The sequence below is a fragment of the Lelliottia sp. GFLA7 genome (assembly GCF_056490165.1).
On the sequence record NZ_JBWLAQ010000001.1, the window covers coordinates 293072 to 318412 of the forward strand.

Sequence of the window (25341 nt, forward strand, 5' to 3'; positions counted from 1 at the left end):
AGGGCAAGGCGCGTCGAAATGGTGCAAATATTGCACCGTCGGGATTTTCTGTTGCAGTTATTGGCTGAACCCGATAACAGGCGGCGCAAATTCTGCTAACATCCATGCACTATTCACCTTGCATTGGCAGCGACTATGAAATTTGTCTCTTTTAATATCAACGGCCTGCGCGCCCGTCCTCACCAGCTGGAAGCCATCGTTGAGCAACATCAGCCAGACGTGATCGGCCTGCAGGAGACAAAAGTTCACGACGACATGTTCCCCCTCGAAGACGTCGCAAAACTCGGCTACAACGTCTTTTATCACGGGCAGAAAGGCCACTATGGCGTGGCGCTGCTGACCAAACAGACGCCGGTTTCCGTTCGTCGTGGCTTCCCTGGCGACGACGGTGAAGCGCAGCGCCGCATTATCATGGCGGAAATTCCGTCTCCACTTGGAAACATCACCGTCATCAATGGGTATTTCCCGCAGGGCGAAAGCCGCGACCACCCGACCAAATTCCCGGCCAAAGCCAAGTTCTATCAGGATCTGCAGGATTATCTGACGACGGAACTGAACAAAGAGAATCCGGTACTGATCATGGGTGATGTGAACATCAGCCCAACGGATCTGGATATCGGCATCGGCGAAGACAGCCGCAAGCGCTGGCTGCGAACCGGGAAATGCTCATTCCTGCCGGAAGAACGCGAGTGGATGCAGCGTCTGCAAAGTTGGGGTCTGGTGGATACCTTCCGTGCCGCAAACCCGGATACGCAGGACCGTTTCTCGTGGTTTGACTACCGCTCAAAAGGCTTTGATGACAACCGTGGCCTGCGCATCGACCTGCTGCTGGCCAGCGCACCGCTGGCGGAACGCTGCATCGAAACCGGTATCGATTACGATATTCGCGGCATGGAAAAGCCGTCCGACCACGCGCCAGTCTGGGCTAAGTTCAAACTGTAATCGCCGGTGAAACTGCAAAAAATTCTGTTGATATGCGCCCTCATGGGCGCATTTTTCATGATTCGTACCCTGCTGCCCCCCGATTTTCTGTCGCTCGAATCCCTCAAAACGCATCAACGCGCGCTCCAGGAATATGTGCAGCAGGCCCCCACAGGTAGTGCCGCACTCTATTTTGCGGTTTACGTGGTGATCTCTGCCCTGTCGATTCCAGGGGCGGCATTGTTCACCCTGCTCGGCGGCACGCTGTTCCCGCTTTGGCAGGGCGTCCTGCTGGTGTCGTTTGCCTCAACGCTTGGCGCGACGCTCGCGATGCTTACCAGCCGTTATATTTTGCGCGACGGGATCCAGCGCCGGTTCAGCCGCCAACTGAAAACGGTGAATGAGGGGATAGACAGCAACGGCGCATTTTATCTTTTCGCCCTGCGCCTGATGCCGCTTTTTCCGTTCTTTCTGGTCAATTTACTCGCCGGATTAACCGCCCTTGGCGTGCGTCGTTACTGGTGGATTAGCCAGCTGGCGATGCTGCCTGCCACGGTGATTTTCCTGAATGCCGGACGCGAACTGGGCAAGCTGACATCGCTGCGCGATATTCTGTCGCCGGGCATGCTTTTCGCCCTTACACTCTTAGGGTTATTGCCGCTGGTGACGCGCTGGCTGTTTTCTCGCTATTTCCATTCTTCTCATTAACAGGGAGGCATTATGCGCCGTGTGCGTGGCTGCGTATTTCTGACCGGACTGCTGCTGGCAGCCCCCGCAATGGCTGATGCCAATTGGCAAACCGTGCAAAACGACGCCAAAGGCCAGACCGTCTGGTTTAATGCCTGGGGCGGCGATCAGGCCGTCAATCGCTATCTCGACTGGGTAAGCGGCGAGATGAAAACCCATTACGCGATCACCCTCAAAATCGTACATCTGGCGGACGCTGCCGATGCGGTCAAACGCATCCAGACAGAATCCGCCGCCGGTCGAAAAACCCACGGTTCTGTCGATTTACTGTGGGTCAACGGGGAGAATTTCCGCACGCTGAAAGAAGCCGGTTTGCTGCAAACCGGCTGGGCGCAAACGCTGCCGAACTGGCGCTATGTCGATACCGATAAACCGGTCAACGACGATTTTGCCATTCCAACCGACGGCGCAGAATCCCCGTGGGGCGGCGCACAATTGACGTTTATTGCCCGCAAACAGAGCCTGCCAGTTCCGCTCTCCGATCCCGAAGCACTGCTCAGCTATGCGCAAAAAAATCCCGGTAAAATCACTTATCCGCGTCCGCCGGATTTCACCGGCACGGCGTGGCTGGAACAGCTGCTGCTGACGCTGACGGCAAATTCTGATGCGCTGAAAGTCCCGCCTGATTCACACACGTTCAACGCAGTGACGGCTCCGCTGTGGGATTATCTCGATAAACTGCACCCGCTGCTCTGGCGAGAAGGAAAAGACTTTCCGCCCAGCCCTGCACGAATGGATGCCCTGCTCGCCAGCGGCAATCTGAATATGTCTGTCACCCTTAACCCGGCGCACGCGCAGCAAAAAGTGGCCAGCGGCGAACTGCCCGCCGACAGCTACAGTTTTGGCTTTCACGACGGGATGATTGGCAATGTGCATTTCGTGGCGATCCCGGCGAACAGCAGCGCCAGCGCGGGTGCCAAAGTAGTTGCCAATTTCCTGCTGTCGCCCGAGGCGCAAATTCACAAAGCCGACCCTAAAATTTGGGGCGATCCGAGCGTGTTAACCCCGCAAAAACTGCCGTCGAAACAGACCGCGCAACTTAAAAAATTCATCCCTGACGGGTTACCGAAAACCTTGCCGGAACCGCATGCGGCGTGGGTTAACGCGCTGGAGCAAGAATGGTTGCGTCGCTACGGCACCCGCTAGGCTGGCTGGTCTGGATAGCGGTAGCCGTCATCTATGCGCCGCTGATCCCTGCCGCAGGGATGTTGATGGCTCCGGCCTTGTCGCTTGCCGGATGGCAGGCGTTGTTGAGCGATCCGCAGCTGCCGCAGGCGTTTACCGCCACGCTGGTTTCAACGCTTATCGCCACCGCAGGTTCGCTTTTGATTGCCCTTTGCGTGGTCGCGGCGCTGTGGCCCGGCGACCGCTGGCGGCGTTTACATACCCGACTGCCGTGGCTGCTGGCCGTACCGCATGTCGCCTTTGCCACCAGCGTGCTGCTGATGTTTGCAGAAGGCGGCGCGTTTTATCAATGGTGCAGCGCCTGTTCTCCCCTGATCGATCGCTACGGCATTGGCCTGGGGCTGACGCTGGCGGTGAAAGAGAGCGCGTTTGTGCTGTGGGCGATGTATGCGGTTCTGCCCGAAAAGACGCTGGCGCAACAGATGGTGGTGCTGCGAACGCTCGGTTATTCGCGCGTTCAAGGACTTTTCTGGCTGGTGCTGCCCGCCATCTCGCCTGCGCTCGGCGCGGTGATGCTGGCGGTGGTCGCCTGGTCGCTGTCGGTGGTGGATGTCGCGATTATCCTTGGTCCTGGTAATCCGCCGACGCTGGCGGTGTTGGCGTGGCAGTGGTTGAGTCAGGGCGATGCTCAGCAGCAGACCAAAGGGACCTTGCTGTGTCTGATGTTACTTCTGCTGCTGGCGCTGTTTGCCGCCGTCGGTTTTATCATCTGGAGACGCTGGCACCGCCCGGTTCCCGCCGCGTCTGGCGTTCGGCAGCATTTGGGCGCGCCCGTGATTGGCACAACGCTGGGAGGGCTACTGCCGCTTTGCGGAGTTATGTGTGCAGCTGCGCTGATTTTGCTGGCAGGCGAAGACAGTTTTGATTTGGTGCCGTTTCGCGTCAGTCTCTCGTTGGCGCTGTTTTCTGGCCTGATCGCCCTGGCGATTATTTTACTCTGGCTTGAATGGGGGCCGTCTCGCGGAACGCTCTGGATCTGGCTTCCGCTGGCACTTCCCGCCCTGCCGCTGGTCGCCGGGCAGTACCGTTTCGCGCTCTTCACGGGCATCGACGGATCGTATCTCGCCGTCCTGTGGGGGCATCTGCTGTGGGTGTTGCCGTGGATGCTGCTGGTGCTGCAACCCGCGTGGCGCAGGCTGGATCCGCGCGCAATATTAATCGCGAGAACGCTCGGCATGCGGCGCAGCAAAATATTCTGGCTGATCAAATGTCCGTTGCTGATCCGCCCTCTGCTTACCGCGTTTGCCACGGGCTTTTCCGTCAGCATGGCGCAATACTTGCCGACGCTGTGGCTCGGCGCGGGACGATTTCCGACCCTGACCACCGAGGCGGTCGCGCTCAGCAGCGGCGGCAGCACGGCCATTCTTGCGGGTCGCGCGCTGTGGTTGCTGGCGCTGACGGCTGCTGCTTTTGGTCTCGCCGCCGGTTTATCACGGCTAGTGGGCCGCTACCGACAAGGACTGCGTTAATGCTGATCGTCAAAAATCTTACGCTTGAGCCGCTTTTCCGCCACGTGAACTTCAGCGTGAATAAGGGCGAAATCGTCACGCTGATGGGCCCGTCCGGCAGCGGAAAATCTACGCTGTTCGCTTGGATGGTGGGTGCACTCCCTACGGATTTTAAAGCGTGCGGCGAGCTGTGGCTGAACGACAGACAATGCGACGCGCTGCCCGTCGAGAAACGTGAGATCGGTATTTTGTTCCAGGACGCGCTGCTGTTCGACCACTTTAGCGTGGGGCAAAATCTGCTGCTGGCGCTCCCTGAGCACATAAAAGGACCCTCGCGTCGTGATCAGGTTGAGCATGCGCTAAAAAGTGCGGGGCTTGATGGGTTTTACGCAAGCGATCCGGCCACGCTCTCCGGCGGAGAGCGTGCCAGAGTCAGCCTGCTGCGCGCGCTTTTGGCGCAGCCTCACGCGCTGCTGCTGGATGAACCGTTTAGTCGTCTGGACAAGGCGTTGCGCGTCTCGTTCCGGGAATGGGTGTTCGCGCAGGTTCGCGCACTCAATATTCCCGTGGTGCTGGTCACACATGATGAAGACGATATTCCGGCACAGGGTCGCGTGCTTCAGCTGTCCATGTGGCAATAATCTATGTGCTAACGCAAAGAACTCTGGCGAGTGGGAGACGAAAATGACGCACCTTTTACCTGATATCAGACTTTTCGATGAAACGTGTTTCTCACCTGTCCACGCTCGCCATGATCCTGGGTCTTGCCTCTTTTTCCTCCGTTGCCGCTGATATGGCGCAATCACTTACGCTTGCGCAATTGCAACAGCAGCAGGGTACGGTTATCGACACCCGCGCCAGCGCGTTTTATAACGGCTGGCCGCAGACGCTGTCTGGCCCGTCCGGGCATGAGCCTGCCGCGCTGAATCTCTCCGCCAACTGGCTTAACGCGATGAGTGACGAACAGCTCGCAGGCTGGGCAAAACAGCACAACCTAACGCCTGCCTCCGTGATTGCCCTGTACGGCAGCGACGCCGACAATCAGGCCGTCAACGCGCGCTTAAAAAAAGCCGGATATTCAACGGTTTCAACCTTAGGCGACGCGCTGCAAACCCCTACCCGCCTGCAACGTCTGCCTCATTTTGAGCAACTGGTTTATCCGCAGTGGATCCATCAGCTGCAGCAAGGCAAAAAAGTGGCGGCTGCGCCGACGGGTGATTTTAAAATTATCGAAGCCGCCTGGGGTGCGCCCAAATTTTACCTGCTAAATCACATTCCCGGCGCGGATTACATTGATACCAATGAAGTCGAAAGCGAACCACTGTGGAATAAAGTGTCAGATGACAAACTGAAAGCCATGCTGGCGAAGCACGGCATTCGTCACGACACCACCGTAATTTTGTATGGCCGCGACGTGTATGCTGCGGCACGCGTGGCGCAAATCATGCTGTACGCCGGTGTGAAGGACTTACGCATTCTGGACGGTGGCTGGAAGGCCTGGTCCGACGCGAATCTGCCGGTCGGGCGCGGAACACCCGCAAAAGTCAAACCGGCGAACGATTTCGGCGCCCCCATTCCCGGGCAGCCGCAGCTGATGGTGGATATGGAACAGGCGCGCGAACTGCTGCATCGCAAGGATGCCTCGCTGGTCAGCATTCGCTCGTGGCCAGAATTTATCGGTGAAACCAGCGGGTACACCTACATCAAACCCAAAGGCGAAATCGCCGGGGCCCGCTGGGGTCACGCGGGCAGCGACGCCACCCATATGGAAGACTTCCACAATCCCGATGGCACCATGCGCAGCGCTGATGATATCGCCGCGATGTGGAAACAGTGGCATATTCTGCCCGATCAGCAGGTGGCGTTTTATTGCGGCACAGGCTGGCGCGCGTCAGAAACCTTTATGTACGCACGGGCGATGGGCTGGCAAAACGTCGCCGTGTACGACGGCGGCTGGTACGAATGGAGCGCTCACCCGCAAAACCCTTTCACGACCGGGCCGCTGACGCCTGAAAGTACGCTTTAACGGGCGAGTGCTTTAAGCGTTTGATATCCGCTCCAGATGCGCGTTGTGGTGGTAAGCCAGCACAACGCGCCAAAGATCCAGGCGAACAGCGCAAAGTGCATCGGGAACAAACAGCACAGCGCGAACAAGAGAATCGTTTCCGTCCCTTCCGTCAATCCCCCCAAATAATAAAACGACTTGTGCGCGTAGCCAGGGTTATCAATATCGTGTTTTGCTGCCAGCGCTGCAAACGCCAGAAAACTGCTTCCCGTACCCATAAATGCAAACAGCAACCACGCCGCCGCCAGCGCGTTTTCAGCCGGAGCGGCGAGCGCAAAGCCGAACGGCACCAGAGCGTAGAACAGGAAATCGAGCGCAATATCGAGAAAGCCACCGGCATCGGTTATGCCGCGCCGCCGCGCCAGCGCGCCGTCCAGCCCATCGAGCAAACGGTTCAACACGATGGCCGTCAGCGCCGCCAGATACCAGCCCAGCGCCAGAAAAGGCAACGCCAGCACACCGATGGCAAATCCCAGAAGCGTTAAGCCATCGGCGGTGATAGTCGGCTTATCAAGCTTTTCTACCAGACGGTTAAGTGCCGGTTTCAGGCGTGGATGCACATGTCTGTCAAGCATGCGGTTTTCCTTTGAAGGCGTCGCAGAGCCCCTGCGCCGGGATGTCGAGTGCAGCGTTAAAACGCGCCGAGAGATTCTGAAACGCAATCAGCGCCGTCATTTCTGTTATCGCAGCGTCGCTGTAAAAGCGCTTTAGCTCTGTTTTTACGTCGTCACCGATCTGCGGCGGCGTGGCCGTTGTCGCCTCGGCATAGGCCAGCGCGGCACGTTCATCCGCGCTGAATAACGTCGAATCGCGCCAATGGCTGACGGCCTGCACTTTATCCAGCGCGCCGCAGCGCTCGGCCAGACGCAGGCTGTTGGCATCGATACAAAACGCGCAGTGGCAAAGCTGCGAGACGCGGGTCATCAGCAGCGATCGCAGCGTCGGACTGAGAAGCGCATGACGGCGCTCAAGAAAACCGACAAACAGCGCCACCAGCCAGAACAACCGTGGCATTCGCCCCCAACAGCGGGTTGGATTGAGCACCGTGCCGAAATGCTTTTTCTGCATCGCCGCGATGGGTTTTAGGCTGATGGGAATGGATTTGACGGGGTGTACCCAGGCGGTAGTTTCTTTCACCGAACTCTCCTGATGGCTGGACTCTTTGAAAGGCGACGATAATATGTCGTTTTTCACCTTCAATTATTGATGACCATGCTGAAAACTCTCGATGTCGTTGCCGCGATCCTGGAACAGGACGGCAAAATTTTACTGGCGCAGCGCCCACCTCATGCCGATCAGCCCGGAATGTGGGAGTTTGCCGGAGGGAAAGTCGAAGCAGGCGAAACGCAGCCCGACGCGCTGATTCGTGAGCTGCGTGAGGAGCTGGGCATTGAGGCGTAGCCTGCGCAGTATGTCGCCAGCCATCAGCGCGAAGTGTCGCAGCGGCTCATCGCGCTGCACGCGTGGCACGTCCCGACATTCAGCGGCGAGCTGACGGCTCATTATCACAGCGAGCTGGTGTGGTGTACGCCCGAAGAGGCGCTAACCTATACGCTAGCGCCTGCCGATATCCCCTTGCTGGAAGCGTTTATTCTTTTACGCGCCGCCAGACCAGCGGGTTCGTGCTGATGGTGCGTTCATCACGCTGACACTGCAACAGCACGCCGTCGGCTTTCACGACCGCCCCTTCCGAATAGTTCTGATCCTGATAGATGCAGCATTGATTGCACGGCTGTGCACGCTGACCGCCGGAGCTAAAGACTTCTGCCGGCACGTTGACGTCAACATCCGGGCGAAAGCGGTCGGCCTGAGCGCCTGCCGATAAGAGCGCAAACAGCGCGGGAATAAGGTAACGGTTCATAGACGTCGGTTCCTGTTGTGTCCTTGTAATGACTATAACGGTTATTCGTGGTCGAACCTTTAATTTGTCAGCCATCGTTTTTCGTTATGACTCGCGCCCAATAATTAATTTCCCTTTCGTCACGAATTTTCGCTTGCCTCGCAAAGCGGTACGGGTGGTATAGTCGAAAACGACCAAAAATCACCCGCACAACACACAAAATATAAAAAATCATCATAAGAGGTTCTTATATCAATGGATCAGACACGCACTCTGGAATCGTTTCTTACCCATGTTCAAAGCCGCGACCCGCATCAGAGCGAGTTCGCGCAGGCCGTTCGCGAAGTCATGACCACGTTGTGGCCGTTTCTTGAAGAAAACCCGCGTTATCGTCAGATGTCCTTGCTTGAGCGTCTGGTTGAGCCGGAGCGTGTCATTCAGTTCCGCGTGGTGTGGGTTGACGATCGTAATCAGGTGCAGGTTAACCGCGCATGGCGCGTCCAGTTTAACTCCGCTATCGGCCCGTTTAAGGGCGGGATGCGTTTCCACCCTTCCGTGAATTTATCGATTCTGAAGTTCCTGGGCTTTGAACAGACGTTCAAAAATGCGCTCACCACCTTGCCGATGGGCGGCGGGAAAGGCGGCAGCGATTTTGATCCGAAAGGCAAAAGCGAAGGTGAAGTGATGCGTTTCTGTCAGGCGCTGATGACCGAACTGTATCGCCACCTTGGGCCTGATACCGACGTGCCTGCGGGCGATATCGGCGTGGGCGGGCGTGAAGTTGGCTTTATGGCCGGGATGATGAAGAAGCTGTCTAACAACAGCGCCTGCGTGTTCACTGGCAAAGGACTCTCTTTCGGCGGGAGTTTGATCCGTCCAGAAGCGACAGGCTATGGTCTGGTCTATTTCACCGAGGCGATGTTAAAACGCCACGGTTTGGGCTTTGAAGGCATGCGCGTAGCGGTTTCCGGGTCCGGAAACGTGGCGCAGTACGCGATTGAAAAAGCGATGCAGTTTGGCGCACGCGTGATTACCGCCTCTGACTCCAGCGGTACGGTGGTGGATGAAGCCGGTTTCACCACGGAGAAACTGGCGCGTCTGTGTGAAATCAAAGCCAGCCGTGACGGCCGCGTGGCCGATTATGCGCGTGAGTTTGGCCTGACCTATCTGGAAGGCAAACAGCCGTGGTCGGTGCCGGTGGATATCGCCCTGCCGTGCGCAACGCAAAACGAGCTGGACGTCGACGCGGCGCAGCAACTGATCGCGAATGGCGTGAAAGCTGTAGCTGAAGGCGCGAACATGCCGACGACCATCGAAGCGACCGACCTGTTCATGCAAGCGGGCGTGCTGTTTGCGCCAGGCAAAGCGGCAAACGCGGGTGGCGTGGCGACTTCAGGTCTGGAAATGGCGCAGAACGCGGCGCGTATGGGCTGGAAAGCCGAGAAAGTGGATGCGCGCCTGCATCACATCATGCTGGATATTCACCACGCCTGCGTCGAGTATGGTGGTGAAGATAAGCAGACCAACTATGTGCGCGGCGCGAATATCGCCGGCTTCGTGAAAGTCGCCGATGCGATGATTGGGCAAGGTGTGATTTAAGATGTTTAGGGTACTGTCTGGTGCCCTCACCCCAACCCTCTCCCACGGGAGAGGGAGCAAATACTAAAAACGGCAGCCGAGGTTGCCGTTTTGCTTTTGTCTTGTGCGGTCTGGTGCCCTCACCCCAACCCTCTCCCACGGGAGAGGGAGCAAATACTAAAAACGGCAGCCGAGGTTGCCGTTTTACTTTTGTCTTGTGCGGTCTGGTGCACTCACCCCCAACCCTCTTCCACGAGGAAAGGGAGCAAACACTAAAAACGGCAACCGAGGTTGCCGTTTTGCTTTTGTCTTATGCGGTCTGAAGCCTTCACCCCAAGCCTCCCACAGGGAGAGGAGCAAACACTCAAAATGGCAACCGAAGTTGCCGTTTTACTTATGCCTTGTGCTTGCTCTCGCTCAGCGGTCACCCACAGAGATTGCGCTGTAACAGCGACATCAGGCTGCGCTCTTTTTCTTTTTGAACGGTTTTTTCGCGCCGCCTGGCGCAACCATTCCTCTGAAATTTTTCACTGGCGTCGTTCGCGCCTGATTAATCAGATCAAATAATGTTCCCACCAGCGGCTGCATGAAGTCCTGGTAGCGGCACTCTTTTTCACTGATTTTTGTCAGGATCGATTCCCAGTGCGCGGTCATATCCGGTCGTGCGGCCAGTTCCGGCAGGGAGTGAATCAGCGCGCGGCCCGGATCCGTTGACTGGATGTAGCGGCCTTTTTTGATAAGAAAACCGCGCTTAAACAGCAGTTCGATAATCCCAGCGCGTGTGGCCTCAGTGCCCAATCCGTCCGTCGCGCGCAGGATCTTTTTCAAATCTTTATCCTGCACAAAACGGGCGATCCCGGTCATGGCAGAGAGCAACGTGGCATCGGTGAAGTGTCGCGGCGGCTGCGTCTGACGCTCAATTACTTCGCCTTTCTCGCACAGGAGTTCGTCGTTTTTCGCGACCACCGGTAGCGGTGTGCCGTCGTTTTCTTCGTCGCGCTCTTTATTGCCCAGCAGCGTACGCCAGCCAGCTTCGGCCAGGAAACGCGCTTTCGCGACAAACTTCGCTTTGGCAATCTCCAGTTCGATAACGCATTTGCGGAACATCGCGTCAGCGCAGAACTGCATCAGATATTGACGAGCCACCAGCTGATAAACCTTCGACTCATTTTCGGTCAAATTAACGTTGCTGGCGCGCGCCGTCGGAATAATCGCATGGTGGGCATCGACTTTTTTATCATCCCAGCAGCGGTTGCGCGTCTCCAGATTGACGGCAGGCTGCGGGAGCAGATCCGGCGCGTGGACGCCAATCGCATTCAGCACCGCATGACGCCCGGCAAAATGTTCTTCCGGCAAATAACGGCTATCCGAACGCGGATAGGTAATCAGCTTGTGCGTTTCATAAAGCTTCTGGCAAATATCCAGGACGTTTTGCGCGCTCATGCCGTAGCGTTTGCCCGCTTCAATCTGTAATGCCGACAGCGAAAACGGCAGCGGCGCGGGTTCTGATTCCCGTTTATCGTTATAGCTGGTGACGATGGCCGGTTGACCGGCAATGCGGTTAACGACGTGCTCCGCCAGCGGACGATGCAATAAACGCCCTTCTTCATCCTGATATGGCTCGCAGGCTTCGCTGGGTTGCCAGACGGCGACGAAACGCTCGTCCTTCGGCGTTACGATATGCGCCTTCACCTCAAAGAAGTCTTTCGCTACGAAGTTCTCGATCTCTTCGTCACGGCGTACCACCAGCCCTAAAACAGGCGTTTGCACCCGTCCAACGGAGAGCACACCCTGATAGCCCGCGTTGCGCCCTAAAATCGTATACGCGCGGGTCATGTTGATGCCGTACAGCCAGTCGGCACGCGCACGCGCCAGCGCGGAGACGCACAGCGGGATAAATTCGTTGTTAGAGCGCAGACGAGAAATCGCCCGCTCAACGGCCTGCGGGTTGAGATCGTTTATCAGACAGCGCTGCACCTGTTTGCGTTTTTCTGGCGCCAGCTCAAGATAATCGAGCACTTCGTCCACCAGCAGTTGCCCTTCGCGATCCGGGTCACCCGCATGGACGATTTCAGCCGCGTCGTGCAGGAAACGCTTAATCACGTTGAGCTGTTTTGTGACCGACGGTCGCGGCTGCAAACGCCACTTTTCCGGCACAATAGGCAGGTCGTTCAGGTTCCAGCGGGCGTAGCGGCTGTCATAGACGTCCGGCTGCGCCTGCTCAAGCAGGTGCCCGATACACCAGGTGACCACCTGCCCGTTTCCGCACTCAATAAAGCCGTCGCCCTTGCGATGTGGCTTTGGCAGCACATCTGCAATGGCTCGGGCCAGGCTTGGCTTTTCCGCAATATACAGCCGCATCGAATTAACGAATCTCAATCATCGGTCGGCCGCTGCGGGCGGTGACCAGCTCACCGATGGCGGTCAGGGTGATACCGAATTCAGCGGCCGTGGCTTTGACTTCGGTTTCCGACTCTGGCGTCACCGCCAGCAGAAGGCCGCCGGACGTTTGCGGGTCGCACAGCAGATCGCGCCATTCGACAGGCATTTCGCCCATCAGATGTCCGTAGCTGGCAAAGTTACGCTGCGTGCCGCCAGGGACCGCGCCTTGCGCGATGTACTCTTCAACGCCCGGCAGTTTTGGAATCTCCTGATACACGATTTGCGCCTGCACACCTGCGCCCTGACAGACTTCGCTCAGGTGACCGAGCAGCCCAAAACCGGTGACGTCGGTCATCGCTTTCACGCCGTCAATATTCGCGAACGCGGCACCCGCGAGGTTCATCTGGCACATGACTTCTGTCGCAAGGCCAATGTGTTCTGGTTTGAGCAGCGATTTTTTCTCGGCGGTGGTGAGCACGCCAATACCGAGCGGTTTAGTCAGGAACAGTTTGCAACCCGGCTGCGCGGTGCTGTTACGCTTGACGCGTTCCGTCGGGACGATGCCGGTGACGGCCAGACCAAAAATCGGCTCCGGCGCGTCGATAGAATGGCCCCCCGCCAGCGCGATCCCCGCCTGTTGACAGGCAAAGCGCCCGCCCTCAATGACTTCGCGGGCAATTTCCGGCGCAAGGGTGTTAATTGGCCAGCCGAGAATGGCAATCGCCATAATCGGTTTACCGCCCATCGCGAAAATATCGCTGATCGCATTGGTGGCCGCGATGCGTCCAAAATCAAACGGATTATCGACGATAGGCATAAAGAAATCGGTGGTGCTGATAACGCTGGTCCCGTTGCCTAAATCATAAACCGCCGCATCGTCACGCGTTTCATTACCGACAAGCAGGTTCGGGTCGACAAACTTCGCCTGTTCGCTGTGCAGAATGGTCTCCAGCACCTTAGGGGAAATTTTACAACCGCAACCTGCTCCGTGGCTGTATTGCGTTAGACGAATGGTTTGCTCGCTCATGGACATCTCCTGTCATTGCTGTGGCGCTATGGTAGCGCTCATTCCTTAAAGAGGTAAGTCTGACTGTCTGAATTCTGGCGCGGATGCGCAGAATCCAGACAGTTTAGTGTGCTTATCAGAAATGGGTAACGAACGGCGTGGCGTCGGGCACGGAAACGGTAGTGGACGCTTTCAGTTGTGGCGTTCCGAGATAGAGGAAACCGACGATTTTATCGTGTTCGCCGCAGGATAATCCCTCGCGAACAACCGGGCTGTCGGTCAACGGGCCGGTGCGCCAGATGCCATTAAAGCCCTGCGCGACCGCCGCCATTTGCATGGCCATGACTGCGCAACCCGCTGACATCTCTTGTTCCCAAACGGGCACTTTATGCCCGGCCTGGCATTTTGCCACCACGGCGATAATCATTGGCGCTCGGAACGGCGCGCTGCGGGCTTTATCGATAGCCTTGTCGTCCTGACTCGCGGCGATCGCCCCTTTCTCCAGTAAAGCGCTGAAGCGCTCACGCCCTTCACCTTCGATAATAAAGAAATGCCACGGCTGCAGCGTACCGTGGTCCGGCGCGCGCATCCCGGCCTGCAAAATGCTGTCCAGTTGCTGACCCGCAGGGGCGGGTTCGGCCAGGCGTGAAGCGCTACGACGGTTAACAAGCAGTTCTAGTGCGTCCATTGGTTAACTCCTGTCTTCAAAATTGCTCACAAAATTAACACGACAGCAGATTTTGTTACAGCGTAGTGGGCGATTCCTGCTGACAAGTGGCGGTTGGGTCATTACGATAAGCCCACATTGCCGTCCAGTCGCGACGGAACAGTCATTTTCTGGTTAGGGAGTACACATGCGAACCCTTTGGCGAATTTTTGCCGGTTTCTTTAAATGGACGTGGCGGCTGCTCAATTTTGTCCGCGAACTGGTGATGAACGTGTTTTTCATCTTCCTGATTCTGGTCTGTGTGGGCGTCTGGATGCACATCAGCAGCAGCAACCAAGCACAGAATTCCGGGCGTGGCGCGCTGTTGCTGGATATCACCGGCGTAATTGTCGACAAACCGTCCGCCAGTAATCGCCTGGGGGTGATTGGCCGCCAGCTGTTTGGCGCGACGTCCGATCGCCTGCAGGAAAACTCCCTGTTTGATATCGTTGAGGCGATTCGTCAGGCCAAAGACGATCGCAACATCACCGGGATCGTTCTGGATCTGAAAAACTTTGCCGGTGCCGACCAGCCCTCGATGCAATACATCGGTAAAGCCCTGCGCGAATTCCGCGACAGCGGTAAACCGGTGATTGCTGTGGGCGATAGCTACAGCCAGGGGCAATATTATCTGGCGAGCTTTGCCAACAAAATTTGGCTTTCCCCACAGGGTACGGTTGATCTGCACGGGTTTGCGACGAACGGCCTGTATTACAAATCGCTGCTCGAGAAGCTGAAAGTGACCACGCATGTCTTCCGCGTCGGGACCTATAAATCCGCCGTTGAACCGTTTATTCGCGACGATATGTCTCCTGCCGCGCGTGAAGCCGACAGCCGCTGGATTGGCGAGCTGTGGAATAACTATCTGACCACCGTTGCCGCTAACCGTCAGGTCACCCCTGAGCAAATCTTCCCGGGCGCGCAAGCGATGCTGGATGGACTGCAAAAGGTGGATGGCGATACGGCAAAATATGCTCTGGACAACAAACTGGTCGATACGCTCGGATCCAGCGCGGATATCGAAAAAGCGCTGACCAAGCAATTTGGCTGGAGCAAAGAAGAGAAGAATTACAGCGCGGTGAGTCTGTATGACTACACCACGAAGAAACCGAGTGAAACAGGTGATAGCGTCGCCGTGGTCTTCGCCAATGGCGCGATCATGGACGGTGAAGAGACGCCGGGCAACGTGGGGGGTGACACGACGGCATCGCAAATCCGCGACGCGCGTCTCGACCCGAAAGTGAAAGCGATTGTCCTGCGCGTCAACAGCCCTGGCGGCAGCGTGAGTGCATCTGAAGTGATTCGCGCTGAGCTTGCGGCAGCGCGTGCAGCGGGCAAACCGGTCGTGGTCTCGATGGGCGGTATGGCGGCATCCGGCGGATACTGGATCTCCACGCCAGCCAACTATATTGTGGCAAACCCAAGCACGCTGACCGGTTCTATCGGCATCTTCGGGGTGATCAACACCGTAGAAAACAGCCTGGATTATCTGGGGGTGCATACGGATGGCGTTGCGACGTCACCACTGGCCGATGTGTCCGTGACCAAATCGCTGCCGCCGGAAGTGTCGCAGATGATGCAGTTGACCATCGAGAACGGCTACAAGCGCTTTATCACGCTGGTGGCGGAATCACGTAAGTCAACGCCAGAGCAGATCGATAAAATTGCTCAGGGCCACGTCTGGACCGGTCAGGATGCGAAGAACAACGGTCTGGTCGACAGCCTGGGTGATTTTGATGACGCCGTCGCGAAGGCCGCCGAACTGGCGAAGCTGAAACAGTGGCACATTGCGTATTATCAGGATGAACCCACGTTTATTGATATGGTCATGAACGGGATGTCCGTCTCCGTACGCGCCATGCTCCCAGCCGCCATTCAGGCGTATCTGCCAGCGCCCGTGGCGACGGCTGCGAGCGTTGTGAAAGGTGAAAGCGATAAACTCGCCGCCTTTAACGATCCGCAAAACCGTTACGCATTTTGCCTGACCTGCGCGAACGTACGCTAACCTCGTCCCCTCTTCTCGCGAAGGGGGGATTTTTCTTTGAAGCCTAAGAACACAAAATGATGCAGAAGAAATCGATTTATGTGGCGTATACCGGCGGTACAATCGGTATGCAGCGCTCAGAAAATGGCTATATCCCTGTTTCCGGTCACCTCCAGCGCCAGCTCGCGCTGATGCCAGAGTTCCATCGCCCGGAGATGCCTGACTTCACCATCCACGAATACGATCCGCTAATGGACTCATCCGATATGACGCCAGAAGACTGGCAGCATATTGCGGACGATATCAAAGCGCATTATGACGATTACGACGGTTTCGTGATTCTGCATGGCACCGACACCATGGCGTTTACCGCGTCCGCGCTCTCCTTCATGCTGGAGAATTTGGGCAAACCGGTGATCGTCACGGGGTCACAAATCCCGCTGGCAGAACTGCGCTCCGACGGGCAGATCAACTTGCTGAACTCCCTGTACGTGGCGGCAAATTATCCGATTAACGAAGTGACGCTGTTTTTCAACAATCGTCTGTATCGCGGGAATCGCACCACCAAAGCCCACGCCGACGGGTTCGATGCGTTTGCTTCACCAAATCTGCAACCGCTGCTGGAAGCAGGCATTCATATTCGTCGTCTTGGCACCCCGCCTGCCCCACACACTGCGGGCGAGCTGATTGTCCACCCGATCACACCGCAGCCGATTGGCGTGGTGACGATTTATCCTGGAATTTCAGCTGACGTGGTGCGCAACTTCCTGCGCCAGCCGGTTAAAGCGCTGATCCTGCGCTCCTACGGTGTGGGCAATGCGCCGCAGAACGGTGAATTCCTGAAAGAGCTTCAGGAAGCGAGCGCGCGCGGCATCCTGGTGATTAACCTGACGCAATGTATGTCTGGCAAGGTCAATATGGGCGGTTACGCCACTGGCAACGCGCTGGCTCAGGCCGGTGTCATTAGCGGCTTCGATATGACGGTAGAAGCCACGCTGACTAAACTTCACTATTTACTCAGTCAGGATCTGGACGTGGATGCGATGCGCAACGCCATGATGCAAAACCTGCGTGGCGAACTGACGCCGGACGAATAAGGAGTTTTTGATGAAACAACGAGCTCTGCTGCTGGTCGATCTGCAAAATGATTTTTGCGCGGGCGGCGCACTGGCGGTTGCGGAAGGCGACAGTACCGTTGATGTGGCTAACGCGCTGATCGCCTGGTGTAAAGCGCGCGGTGAAGCGGTGGTTGCAAGCCAGGACTGGCATCCTGCGGATCACGGCAGTTTCGCCAGTCAGCACAATGCGGAACCCTTTTCTCAAGGCGAACTCGACGGGCTAGCGCAGACGCTCTGGCCGGATCATTGCGTTCAGCAAACGGAAGGCGCACAGCTACACCCGCTGCTCAATCAGCACGCCATTGATGCGGTGTTTCATAAAGGTGAAAATCCCTTAATCGACAGCTACAGCGCCTTTTTTGATAACGAACATCGCCAGCAAACTGCGCTGGACGAATGGCTGCGTCATCATGAGATTCACGAGCTGATTGTGATGGGGCTGGCGACGGATTACTGTGTGAAATATACCGTGCTGGATGCGCTTAAGCTGGGTTACCAGGTGAGCGTCATTACCGATGGCTGTCGTGGCGTGAATCTCGATGCGCACGATAGTGCGCTGGCGTTTATGGAGATGTCCACGGCAGGCGCGACGCTCTATACGCTGGCAGACTGGGAAGAGGCCCTGGCTTAACGCTTAATCAGCGGTGTCGCATTGAGACACCGCTATTTCATTTTTAGATGAGGTACGTCGTATGGCTTTTATCCCAAAAAATTACGCCCGGCTGGAAGTCGGTTATCGGGAAAAGGCGCTAAAACTCTTTCCGTGGGTCTGTGGGCGCTGTTCACGCGAATTCGTCTATTCAAATTTGCGCGAGTTGACCGTGCATCATATCGATCACGATCACAGCAATAACCCGGAAGATGGCAGCAACTGGGAGATGTTGTGCCTGTACTGTCACGATCATGAGCACTCGAAATACACCGAAGTGGATTTGTACGGTTCAACGGTCGTGGCGGGAGAAGATGCGCAGAAGGACGTGGGTGAAGCGAAATACAATCCCTTTGCCAATCTTAAAGCGATGATCGACAAGAAATAACGCAGACTGTCCATCCCTCCTGTTATGTGTCGAAAACCATTCAGGAGGGATTGCTGCGCTTGTTCGACAGATTAGGATTTAAATGTCACAATCGGCTTGGGCGTAATGCCAAAATCTTCTTTCAGCTCGCGTTTGCTTTTCATCACCATCTGACCTTGCGTGTCGATCGTCATGTGCTGAGCGTCAGTGTTGTTGCGCGCCTGCCATAACATCACCAGCTGCAAACTGTTCTCTTTTTGCTCTGGCGTGAGCGCCACACCGTCTGGCCATTTTCCTAATTCAACTGCTGTCACCAGACGCTGATAAACCTCTGGCGTCATCGTGTTGATCATGTCATCGATATTCATGAAAAATCCGCTCTGAAGGAATAATTTGCTGAATCGTTTCTTTAGCCCTTTGTCTGGTCGCCATTCTCATCATCCGAGAAGCTCATCGAAGCCGAATTGACGCAGAAACGTTCGCCCGTTGGCTGCGGGCCATCCGGGAACACATGCCCGAGATGCGCATCACAGTTCCCACAGCGGATTTCAGTGCGTTGCATACCGTGGCTGGCGTCGGTAAGGTAACGGATTGCTTCATCGCTCACAGGCTCGTAAAAGCTTGGCCATCCGCAGCCAGAATCGTATTTTGTTTGCGAGTTAAACAGCGGCGCATCACACACCAGACAGTGATACACACCATCCCGTTTATTGTGCAGCAAACGCCCGGTAAATGGGGGCTCGGTTCCGTGATTCTGCGTGACGTAGAACTGCATTTCCGTCAGATTTTTTTTCAGGTCATCAGGGTTATGTTGATTCGACATAAGCTCATATCTCGCTGTTGAAACAGACACGTTTTACCGAGAATTCTAACAAAACATTAACACTGAAGTGTGAACTTTTGTTCTAAACTTATGCGTTGCGGTTTAGCAGTCAGCCAATTGTGATCTTTCTCACATATTTATCCTGATGGCCCTTTAAAATCCCGCGCGCAGCCCCCATGTGGTTGCTAGCTCAAAAGGAAAGTGAGGCGGTCAGTCGCACAAAGGTTATGCGCAGGATTGATTTGTCGCAATGATTGACACGATTCCGCTTGACGCTGCGTAAGGTTTTTGTAATTTTACAGGCAACCTTTTATTCACTAACAAATAGCTGGTGGAATATATGACTATCAAAGTAGGTATCAACGGTTTTGGCCGTATCGGCCGTATTGTTTTCCGTGCTGCTCAGGAACGTTCTGACATCGAGATCGTTGCAATCAACGACCTGTTAGACGCTGAATACATGGCTTACATGCTGAAATACGACTCAACTCATGGTCGTTTTAACGGCACTGTAGAAGTCAAAGACGGCCACCTGGTTGTTAACGGCAAAACTATCCGTGTTACCGCAGAACGTGACCCGGCTAACCTGAAGTGGAACGAAGTTAACGTTGACGTTGTTGCTGAAGCGACTGGTCTGTTCCTTACCGACGAAACAGCGCGTAAACACATCACCGCGGGTGCGAAGAAAGTTGTTCTGACTGGTCCTTCCAAAGACAACACCCCGATGTTCGTTAAAGGCGCAAACTTCGAGAAATATGCTGGCCAGGATATCGTTTCTAACGCATCTTGCACCACCAACTGCCTGGCTCCACTGGCTAAAGTTATCAACGACAACTTCGGTATCGTTGAAGGCCTGATGACCACTGTTCACGCAACTACCGCTACTCAGAAAACGGTTGATGGCCCGTCTCACAAAGACTGGCGCGGCGGCCGCGGCGCAGCTCAGAACATCATCCCTTCTTCTACCGGTGCTGCTAAAGCTGTAGGCGTTGTACTGCCAGAGCTGAACGGTAAAATCACTGGTATGGCGTTCCGCGTTCCAACTCCAAACGTGTCTGTTGTTGACCTGACCGTTCGTCTGGAAAAAGCAGCGTCTTACGAAGAAATCAAGAAAGCAATCAAAGCGGCTGCTGAAGGCCCAATGAAAGGCGTTCTGGGTTACACCGAAGACGACGTTGTATCTACCGATTTCAACGGCGAAGTTTGCACTTCCGTGTTCGATGCTAAAGCGGGTATCGCACTGAACGACAACTTCGTGAAACTGGTTTCCTGGTACGACAACGAAACTGGTTACTCTAACAAAGTACTGGACCTGATCGCTCACATCTCTAAATAAGTTGAGATGAGAATCTGATCCAAAAAGGCGACTTCGGTCGCCTTTTTTTATTTCTGCAGATAAGACAGAGGATTGCGTAATGATTCACAAAATTTTTGCTCTTCCGGTAGTCGAACAACTTACCCCTGTACTTTCCCGCCGCCAAATTGATGAAGCGGATATCATTGTTGTCGACCACCCGCGCGTTAAGGCATCTGTCGCGCTCAACGGTGCGCATTTGCTCTCCTGGAAACCGGAAGGCGAAGAAGAAGGCCTGTGGCTGAGCGCGGCGACATCCTTCAAAAAAGGCGCGGCAATTCGCGGTGGCGTACCGATTTGCTGGCCGTGGTTTGGTCCTGCAGCTCAACCGGGTCTGCCCGCTCACGGTTTTGCCCGTAACCAGCAATGGACGCTGAAAGCGCATAATGAAGATGATAACGGCGCCGTTCTGACGTTTGAACTGCAAAGTAACGACGAGACCCGTGCGCTATGGCCGCATGACTTCACGCTGTTTGCTCGCTTCAAGCTGGGCAATACCTGCGAAATCGAACTGGAAGCTCACGGTGAGTTTGAAACCGCCTCTGCTCTGCACACCTATTTCAACGTCGGCAACATTGCCGATGTCAAAGTCAGCGGCCTTGGCGATACCTATATCGACAAAGTGGATAACGCGAAAGAAGGTAAACTGAGCGATGGCGTCCAGACCTTCCCGGATCGTACTGACCGCGTTTATCTGAATCCAGAAGCGTGCAGCGTGATCCACGATGCGAAGCTAAACCGCGCAATTGAAGTGATTCACCAGCATCACAGCAACGTGGTGGGCTGGAACCCTGGTCCAGCGCTGTCTGTCAGCATGGCGGACGTGCCGGATGATGGCTACAAAACGTTTGTGTGCGTCGAAACCGCATGTGTGACTGCACCGCAGAAAGCGAGTGCCGACAAACCGTCTCGTCTTGGTCAGACGATTAAGATCGTGAAACGTTAATACGATCGCTCCCCCTCGCCCGCAAAGTGAGGGGGAAACTCTTACACCACGTCTAACGCAGTCTTGTTGTCTGGCGCTGGAAATGCATTATCCAGCTTGAGCAACTCTTGTGCTGAAAGCGCAATCGCCAACGCTCCCGCATTTTCCGTCACATGTTCAATGGTTGCCGCTTTCGGAATCGCCATGACGCCTTTATGGCTTACCACCCATGCCAGCAAAATTTGCGCAGCGCTTACCTGATGGATGCGAGCAATATCGTTCACGACCGGATGATTCATCAGGCCCGAACGTAAGCGCCCGGCCTGAGCAAGCGGGCAATATGCCATCACCGGCATGTTCTGCTGCTGGCACCACGGAAGCAGATCGTATTCAATGCCGCGTGAGGCCAGATGATAAAGCACCTGGTTTGTTGCGCAGGCCATACCGCCCTTCACGCCCCACAATTCCTGCATGTCGTCGTAATCCAGATTCGAGACACCCCAGCGGCCAATTTTGCCCTGCTGCTGCAATGTCTCCATCAGCTCGACGGTTTCATCAAGTCCAATATTCCCACGCCAGTGCAGCAGGTACAGGTCAATATGATCTGTTCCGAGACGACGAAGGCTGGCATTGCAGGCGGCGATCCCTTTTTGGCCGCTCGCATTCCACGGATACACCTTAGACACCAGATACACTTTCTCACGCTGGCCTTTGATTGCCTCGCCCACCACCTCTTCCGCAGCGCCATCCGCGTACATCTCAGCGGTATCAATCAGCGTCAGACCAAGGTCAATGCCCGCTCGCAGTGCATCAACTTCGTTGCGACGCTGACTGGCGTTTTCTCCCATGTACCAGGTTCCCTGCCCAATCGCGGGGACGGTCAAGCCTTCGGTAAAGGTCACGGTTTTTTCACTCATTGGTCTCTCCTGTTTTGCTGCACCACCGTAAAACAAACGGGGCGCAAGCGCCCCGTTATGATGCATAGAATGCACTGTGTCAGTGCGCAATCAGAAACTGTAAGTCACACCGGTTGAGAAAATACCGGCCCAGGATCTGTCGACCATCGGGCTGTCTTTCACTTCATCGCTCAGGCGCAGATAGCGGCCAGTTGCGTAGACGCTCCAGTCGGCTGCAAACTTGTAGTTTGCCGTCAATTCCAGGTACGGGTTCCAGCCATCGTCAGCCTGATACTGCTTCAGACCGCTACGACGCGACTCATTACGTGATACACCGTAATAGTAGTCGTTGTAGTTTTCACTTTTGTAATCCACACCGATACCCGGCGTCAGCGTCAGGCCGCCGTTGGTGTAACGGTAGAGCCACGCCACATCACCGACGAAACCATTGCTGTTGTCCAGAGTATCGCCTGCCAGCGCAGCGCGCAGGTAGCCGTATTGCGTGTTATGCACGTAAGAAAGACCCGCCATCAGGGTGCCTTTACGCTTATCCAGCTGGCGCATCTGGTGGCTGTCACTGTCGCCCGGTTTAAAGTGCGTCGGATCGTAGTAAGCCATAATCGAGAGCTTATCGGCTTCATCGTTCCACAAATAGTAACCGCCACCCAGACCACGGAACCAGAAGTTATCCCCTTCATAGGTGACAACGGGAACCGGATAGATCTCACGGTCATACTGCTTGTATGGGCTATTGATCACACCAACACCCGCACCAAGAGAGAATTTATCCTCTGCATGTACGGTGTTTACTGCCGTGGCGGCAAGGATGCCCAATGCCAGAAGTTTGAGTTTGGTCACAATCCATTCTTTCCTGTAGTCAAATAATCAGCGTTTGAAGTGTAACCGCCCTTGCTAAACATCCCAAAATTTTTTGCCTGCTAATGAGTTTGATTAACCGATTATTTTCATCGTTTAAGATGGCTGACTGCTTTCAATTCTGTGACGCCTGGATGAAACCTGACATTTTATGCTTATTTCATCGGCTAATTATTCGGATGAGTTATTGATATGTCATTGAAATTAGTTTTTGCAGGCATGCAAGTTTTGCAAATGCCATCTACGCTTAATTTTAAGAAGATGAATGCCTGAACACCCTGCGGTTATGAGCGTCAGACCTGGCACACGGGTTGCTGCTTAGACAGTGAGATGCGACGGTTCCTCTTCCAGGAGCCTCCACTATTCATACGAACGGCTCTTTTCCTGTGCTAAAAACGAAAGGACGGCATGCCATGAATATATTCGATCACTATCGCCAGCGCTATGAAGCTGCCAAGGACGAAGAGTTCACACTGCAGGAGTTTCTTACCATTTGTCGGCAAGATCGCAGTGCCTATGCTAATGCGGCAGAAAGGCTATTGATGGCTATTGGTGAGCCTAACATGGTCGACACGGCGCTCGAACCACGGCTCTCCCGTCTCTTTTCGAATCGTGTGGTTGCGCGCTATCCCGCGTTTGAAGAATTTTACGGCATGGAAGATGCCATCGAGCAGATTGTTTCTTACCTGAAACACGCCGCTCAAGGCCTTGAAGAGAAGAAACAGATCCTTTATTTACTGGGTCCGGTGGGCGGCGGTAAATCGTCCCTGGCGGAACGACTGAAAGCGCTGATGCAGCGCGTGCCGATTTATGTGTTGAGCGCCAACGGCGAACGCAGCCCGGTCAACGATCACCCGCTATGCCTGTTCAATCCGCAAGAAGATGCGCAGATTCTGGATAAAGAATTTGGCGTTCCGCGCCGCTATTTGGGCACCATCATGTCGCCATGGGCGGCAAAACGTCTGCACGAATTCGGCGGTGATATCACTAAGTTCCGCGTGGTGAAAGTCTGGCCTTCGATTCTGGAACAGATTGCGATTGCAAAAACGGAGCCTGGTGATGAAAACAATCAGGACATCTCCGCGCTGGTCGGTAAAGTCGATATTCGTAAACTGGAACACCACGCGCAGAACGACCCAGATGCCTATGGCTATTCCGGCGCGTTGTGCCGGGCAAACCAGGGCGTGATGGAGTTCGTCGAGATGTTCAAAGCGCCGATTAAGGTGCTGCACCCGCTGCTGACCGCCACGCAGGAAGGGAACTACAACGGGACAGAAGGTATCTCCGCCCTGCCGTTCAACGGGATCATTCTGGCGCACTCGAACGAATCAGAATGGGTGACCTTCAGAAACAACAAGAACAACGAGGCGTTCCTTGACCGTGTTTACATCGTCAAAGTGCCTTATTGCCTGCGCATCTCCGAAGAGATCAAGATTTACGAAAAACTGCTCAACCACAGCGAGTTGGTGCATGCACCTTGTGCGCCTGGCACACTGGAAACCCTGTCGCGGTTCTCGATTCTGTCGCGTCTGAAAGAGCCAGAAAACTCCAGCATTTATTCAAAAATGCGCGTCTATGACGGTGAAAGTCTGAAAGACACCGATCCGAAAGCGAAGTCCTACCAGGAATATCGCGACTACGCAGGTGTCGACGAAGGGATGAACGGACTGTCCACGCGTTTCGCGTTTAAAATCCTCTCCCGCGTGTTCAACTTCGATCACGCTGAAGTCGCGGCCAACCCAGTGCATCTGTTCTACGTGCTCGAACAGCAAATAGAACGTGAGCAGTTCCCGCAAGAGCTGGCGGAACGCTATCTGGAGTTCCTCAAAGGCTATCTGATCCCGAAATACGCCGAGTTCATCGGCAAAGAGATCCAGACCGCCTATCTGGAATCCTATTCCGAATACGGGCAGAACATATTCGACCGTTACGTCACCTATGCGGATTTCTGGATTCAGGATCAGGAGTATCGCGATCCGGACACCGGCCAGCTGTTTGACCGCGAATCCCTGAACGCAGAGCTGGAAAAAATTGAGAAGCCTGCCGGGATCAGCAATCCGAAAGACTTCCGTAACGAAATCGTCAACTTTGTTCTGCGTGCCAGAGCGCATAACAGCGGACGTAATCCGAACTGGACCAGCTACGAAAAACTGCGCACGGTTATCGAGAAGAAAATGTTCTCCAATACCGAAGAGCTGTTGCCGGTCATTTCCTTTAATGCCAAAACGTCAACCGACGAGCAGAAAAAGCACGACGATTTTGTCGACCGCATGATGGAGAAAGGCTATACCCGCAAACAAGTGCGCTTGCTGTGCGAATGGTATCTGCGCGTGCGTAAATCGTCATAACAGACCAGAAAATCGCCCGGCAGCCCTGCTGTCGGGTGAACAAAATAGGTGAACCGTAAGCCGGATAAACACCGTTTTTCCGGCCTTACGGGACCCGCATAAAGTTGGCAAATGCAGTACGGG

General features: G+C 55.2%; 24 protein-coding genes and 1 pseudogene. 15 read left to right on the forward strand and 10 right to left on the reverse strand.

All coding sequences use genetic code 11. The annotated features are described in order from the left end of the window. Nucleotides 1–135 precede the first annotated feature (135 nt). From xthA to AC07RN_RS01490, 6 genes are all read left to right on the forward strand, one after another. On the forward strand, nucleotides 136–942 hold the full coding sequence (xthA, locus tag AC07RN_RS01465) for an exodeoxyribonuclease III (RefSeq protein WP_059178229.1): 807 nt from the start codon (nucleotides 136–138) through the stop codon (nucleotides 940–942). 42 nt (nucleotides 943–984) lie between these two features. After that, a complete protein-coding gene (locus AC07RN_RS01470; RefSeq protein WP_478335400.1) occupies nucleotides 985–1629 on the forward strand; it encodes a TVP38/TMEM64 family protein in 645 nt (214 codons plus the stop codon). A 12-nt stretch (nucleotides 1630–1641) separates the two neighbouring features. Further along, a complete protein-coding gene (locus tag AC07RN_RS01475; RefSeq protein WP_478335401.1) occupies nucleotides 1642–2814 on the forward strand; it encodes an ABC transporter substrate-binding protein in 1173 nt (390 codons plus the stop codon). Further along, nucleotides 2787–4322, forward strand: a complete 1536-nt coding sequence (locus AC07RN_RS01480) for an ABC transporter permease family protein (protein WP_478335402.1) — start codon at nucleotides 2787–2789, stop codon at nucleotides 4320–4322. Before AC07RN_RS01475 ends, AC07RN_RS01480 begins: the two co-directional genes overlap by 28 nt. Further along, nucleotides 4322–4942, forward strand: a complete 621-nt coding sequence (locus AC07RN_RS01485; protein ID WP_478335403.1) for an ATP-binding cassette domain-containing protein — start codon at nucleotides 4322–4324, stop codon at nucleotides 4940–4942. The genes AC07RN_RS01480 and AC07RN_RS01485 overlap by 1 nt, the downstream gene beginning before the upstream one ends. A gap of 77 nt (nucleotides 4943–5019) precedes the next feature. Continuing rightward, nucleotides 5020–6327: a sulfurtransferase gene (locus AC07RN_RS01490; RefSeq protein ID WP_478335404.1), complete on the forward strand. Its 1308-nt coding sequence runs from the start codon at nucleotides 5020–5022 to the stop codon at nucleotides 6325–6327. On the opposite strand, the gene AC07RN_RS01495 is transcribed toward AC07RN_RS01490, so the two are convergent. Further along, nucleotides 6324–6941 carry a CDP-alcohol phosphatidyltransferase family protein gene (locus AC07RN_RS01495; protein ID WP_478335405.1) on the reverse strand — a complete coding sequence of 206 codons (618 nt, stop codon included), beginning with the start codon at nucleotides 6939–6941 and terminating at the stop codon, nucleotides 6324–6326. The two genes, AC07RN_RS01490 and AC07RN_RS01495, sit on opposite strands and share 4 nt — an antisense overlap. Continuing rightward, nucleotides 6934–7503, reverse strand: coding sequence for a carboxymuconolactone decarboxylase family protein (locus AC07RN_RS01500; RefSeq protein WP_478335406.1), 570 nt, complete (start codon nucleotides 7501–7503; stop codon nucleotides 6934–6936). Before AC07RN_RS01500 ends, AC07RN_RS01495 begins: the two co-directional genes overlap by 8 nt. Before the next feature lie 75 nt (nucleotides 7504–7578). Here AC07RN_RS01500 and AC07RN_RS01505 point away from each other — a divergent pair. Continuing rightward, nucleotides 7579–7995: pseudogene (locus AC07RN_RS01505) on the forward strand (pyrimidine (deoxy)nucleoside triphosphate diphosphatase). Here AC07RN_RS01505 and AC07RN_RS01510 read toward each other — a convergent pair. Then, entirely contained in the window at nucleotides 7955–8227 is a 273-nt protein-coding gene (locus AC07RN_RS01510; protein ID WP_012017081.1) for a YnjH family protein, read from the reverse strand. The pseudogene AC07RN_RS01505 and the gene AC07RN_RS01510 overlap by 41 nt on opposite strands. A 234-nt stretch (nucleotides 8228–8461) precedes the next feature. Between AC07RN_RS01510 and gdhA the strand changes: the two genes are divergently transcribed. Then, a complete protein-coding gene (gdhA, locus tag AC07RN_RS01515; RefSeq protein WP_478335407.1) occupies nucleotides 8462–9805 on the forward strand; it encodes an NADP-specific glutamate dehydrogenase in 1344 nt (447 codons plus the stop codon). A 435-nt stretch (nucleotides 9806–10240) separates the two neighbouring features. Here the strand turns inward: gdhA and AC07RN_RS01520 are convergent, their stop codons facing one another. The 3 genes from AC07RN_RS01520 to AC07RN_RS01530 all read right to left on the reverse strand — a co-directional run bounded on the left by AC07RN_RS01520 (nucleotide 10241) and on the right by AC07RN_RS01530 (nucleotide 13860). After that, entirely contained in the window at nucleotides 10241–12145 is a 1905-nt protein-coding gene (locus AC07RN_RS01520; protein WP_449553423.1) for a DNA topoisomerase III, read from the reverse strand. Nucleotides 12146–12149: 4 nt separating this feature from the next. Further along, nucleotides 12150–13193 (reverse strand): selenide, water dikinase SelD, encoded by a 1044-nt coding sequence (gene selD, locus AC07RN_RS01525; RefSeq protein WP_478335408.1) that lies wholly within the window; start codon nucleotides 13191–13193, stop codon nucleotides 12150–12152. A 115-nt stretch (nucleotides 13194–13308) separates the two neighbouring features. Beyond that, nucleotides 13309–13860, reverse strand: coding sequence for an NAD(P)H nitroreductase (locus AC07RN_RS01530; protein WP_012017077.1), 552 nt, complete (start codon nucleotides 13858–13860; stop codon nucleotides 13309–13311). Between the two features lie 166 nt (nucleotides 13861–14026). Here AC07RN_RS01530 and sppA point away from each other — a divergent pair, with 166 nt between their 5' ends. The 4 genes from sppA (at nucleotide 14027) to yajD (ending at nucleotide 18017) form a co-directional block, all read left to right on the forward strand. Continuing rightward, nucleotides 14027–15883, forward strand: coding sequence for a signal peptide peptidase SppA (sppA, locus tag AC07RN_RS01535; protein WP_478335409.1), 1857 nt, complete (start codon nucleotides 14027–14029; stop codon nucleotides 15881–15883). A gap of 59 nt (nucleotides 15884–15942) precedes the next feature. Then, nucleotides 15943–16959: an asparaginase gene (gene ansA, locus AC07RN_RS01540; protein ID WP_041689643.1), complete on the forward strand. Its 1017-nt coding sequence runs from the start codon at nucleotides 15943–15945 to the stop codon at nucleotides 16957–16959. A gap of 10 nt (nucleotides 16960–16969) precedes the next feature. Beyond that, entirely contained in the window at nucleotides 16970–17611 is a 642-nt protein-coding gene (gene pncA, locus AC07RN_RS01545; RefSeq protein ID WP_478335410.1) for a bifunctional nicotinamidase/pyrazinamidase, read from the forward strand. A gap of 61 nt (nucleotides 17612–17672) precedes the next feature. Further along, nucleotides 17673–18017, forward strand: coding sequence for an HNH nuclease YajD (yajD, locus tag AC07RN_RS01550; protein WP_012017073.1), 345 nt, complete (start codon nucleotides 17673–17675; stop codon nucleotides 18015–18017). 71 nt (nucleotides 18018–18088) lie between these two features. Here the strand turns inward: yajD and AC07RN_RS01555 are convergent, their stop codons facing one another. Both AC07RN_RS01555 and msrB read right to left on the reverse strand, forming a co-directional pair. Continuing rightward, nucleotides 18089–18364 (reverse strand): YeaC family protein, encoded by a 276-nt coding sequence (locus tag AC07RN_RS01555; protein ID WP_478335411.1) that lies wholly within the window; start codon nucleotides 18362–18364, stop codon nucleotides 18089–18091. A 41-nt stretch (nucleotides 18365–18405) separates the two neighbouring features. After that, on the reverse strand, nucleotides 18406–18819 hold the full coding sequence (gene msrB, locus AC07RN_RS01560; RefSeq protein ID WP_012017071.1) for a peptide-methionine (R)-S-oxide reductase MsrB: 414 nt from the start codon (nucleotides 18817–18819) through the stop codon (nucleotides 18406–18408). Between the two features lie 340 nt (nucleotides 18820–19159). Here msrB and gapA point away from each other — a divergent pair, with 340 nt between their 5' ends. Beyond that, nucleotides 19160–20155, forward strand: coding sequence for a glyceraldehyde-3-phosphate dehydrogenase (gene gapA / locus AC07RN_RS01565; protein ID WP_012017070.1), 996 nt, complete (start codon nucleotides 19160–19162; stop codon nucleotides 20153–20155). A 79-nt stretch (nucleotides 20156–20234) separates the two neighbouring features. Further along, a complete protein-coding gene (locus AC07RN_RS01570) occupies nucleotides 20235–21119 on the forward strand; it encodes a D-hexose-6-phosphate mutarotase (protein WP_478335412.1) in 885 nt (294 codons plus the stop codon). A 41-nt stretch (nucleotides 21120–21160) separates the two neighbouring features. Here the strand turns inward: AC07RN_RS01570 and AC07RN_RS01575 are convergent, their stop codons facing one another. Both AC07RN_RS01575 and AC07RN_RS01580 read right to left on the reverse strand, forming a co-directional pair. Next, entirely contained in the window at nucleotides 21161–22015 is an 855-nt protein-coding gene (locus AC07RN_RS01575) for an aldo/keto reductase (protein WP_478335413.1), read from the reverse strand. 90 nt (nucleotides 22016–22105) lie between these two features. Beyond that, nucleotides 22106–22852: a MipA/OmpV family protein gene (locus AC07RN_RS01580; protein WP_012017067.1), complete on the reverse strand. Its 747-nt coding sequence runs from the start codon at nucleotides 22850–22852 to the stop codon at nucleotides 22106–22108. A gap of 431 nt (nucleotides 22853–23283) precedes the next feature. On the opposite strand from AC07RN_RS01580, the gene yeaG reads away from it, so the two are divergent. Beyond that, a complete protein-coding gene (gene yeaG / locus AC07RN_RS01585; protein ID WP_012017066.1) occupies nucleotides 23284–25218 on the forward strand; it encodes a protein kinase YeaG in 1935 nt (644 codons plus the stop codon). Nucleotides 25219–25341 lie beyond the last annotated feature (123 nt).

Coding starts and splice junctions, on each gene's coding strand:
- AC07RN_RS01480 (WP_478335402.1), top strand. CDS start 2,787: ATGGTTGCGTCGCTACGGCACCCGCTAGGCTGGCTGGTCTGGATAGCG.
- AC07RN_RS01495 (WP_478335405.1), bottom strand. CDS start 6,941: ATGCTTGACAGACATGTGCATCCACGCCTGAAACCGGCACTTAACCGT.
- AC07RN_RS01555 (WP_478335411.1), bottom strand. CDS start 18,364: ATGAATATCGATGACATGATCAACACGATGACGCCAGAGGTTTATCAG.
- msrB (WP_012017071.1), bottom strand. CDS start 18,819: ATGTCGAATCAACATAACCCTGATGACCTGAAAAAAAATCTGACGGAA.
- AC07RN_RS01575 (WP_478335413.1), bottom strand. CDS start 22,015: ATGAGTGAAAAAACCGTGACCTTTACCGAAGGCTTGACCGTCCCCGCG.
- AC07RN_RS01510 (WP_012017081.1), bottom strand. CDS start 8,227: ATGAACCGTTACCTTATTCCCGCGCTGTTTGCGCTCTTATCGGCAGGC.
- gapA (WP_012017070.1), top strand. CDS start 19,160: ATGACTATCAAAGTAGGTATCAACGGTTTTGGCCGTATCGGCCGTATT.
- xthA (WP_059178229.1), top strand. CDS start 136: ATGAAATTTGTCTCTTTTAATATCAACGGCCTGCGCGCCCGTCCTCAC.
- gdhA (WP_478335407.1), top strand. CDS start 8,462: ATGGATCAGACACGCACTCTGGAATCGTTTCTTACCCATGTTCAAAGC.
- selD (WP_478335408.1), bottom strand. CDS start 13,193: ATGAGCGAGCAAACCATTCGTCTAACGCAATACAGCCACGGAGCAGGT.
- AC07RN_RS01470 (WP_478335400.1), top strand. CDS start 985: ATGGGCGCATTTTTCATGATTCGTACCCTGCTGCCCCCCGATTTTCTG.
- AC07RN_RS01520 (WP_449553423.1), bottom strand. CDS start 12,145: ATGCGGCTGTATATTGCGGAAAAGCCAAGCCTGGCCCGAGCCATTGCA.
- AC07RN_RS01485 (WP_478335403.1), top strand. CDS start 4,322: ATGCTGATCGTCAAAAATCTTACGCTTGAGCCGCTTTTCCGCCACGTG.
- pncA (WP_478335410.1), top strand. CDS start 16,970: ATGAAACAACGAGCTCTGCTGCTGGTCGATCTGCAAAATGATTTTTGC.
- AC07RN_RS01570 (WP_478335412.1), top strand. CDS start 20,235: ATGATTCACAAAATTTTTGCTCTTCCGGTAGTCGAACAACTTACCCCT.
- AC07RN_RS01530 (WP_012017077.1), bottom strand. CDS start 13,860: ATGGACGCACTAGAACTGCTTGTTAACCGTCGTAGCGCTTCACGCCTG.
- yeaG (WP_012017066.1), top strand. CDS start 23,284: ATGAATATATTCGATCACTATCGCCAGCGCTATGAAGCTGCCAAGGAC.
- AC07RN_RS01490 (WP_478335404.1), top strand. CDS start 5,020: ATGAAACGTGTTTCTCACCTGTCCACGCTCGCCATGATCCTGGGTCTT.
- AC07RN_RS01475 (WP_478335401.1), top strand. CDS start 1,642: ATGCGCCGTGTGCGTGGCTGCGTATTTCTGACCGGACTGCTGCTGGCA.
- yajD (WP_012017073.1), top strand. CDS start 17,673: ATGGCTTTTATCCCAAAAAATTACGCCCGGCTGGAAGTCGGTTATCGG.
- ansA (WP_041689643.1), top strand. CDS start 15,943: ATGCAGAAGAAATCGATTTATGTGGCGTATACCGGCGGTACAATCGGT.
- sppA (WP_478335409.1), top strand. CDS start 14,027: ATGCGAACCCTTTGGCGAATTTTTGCCGGTTTCTTTAAATGGACGTGG.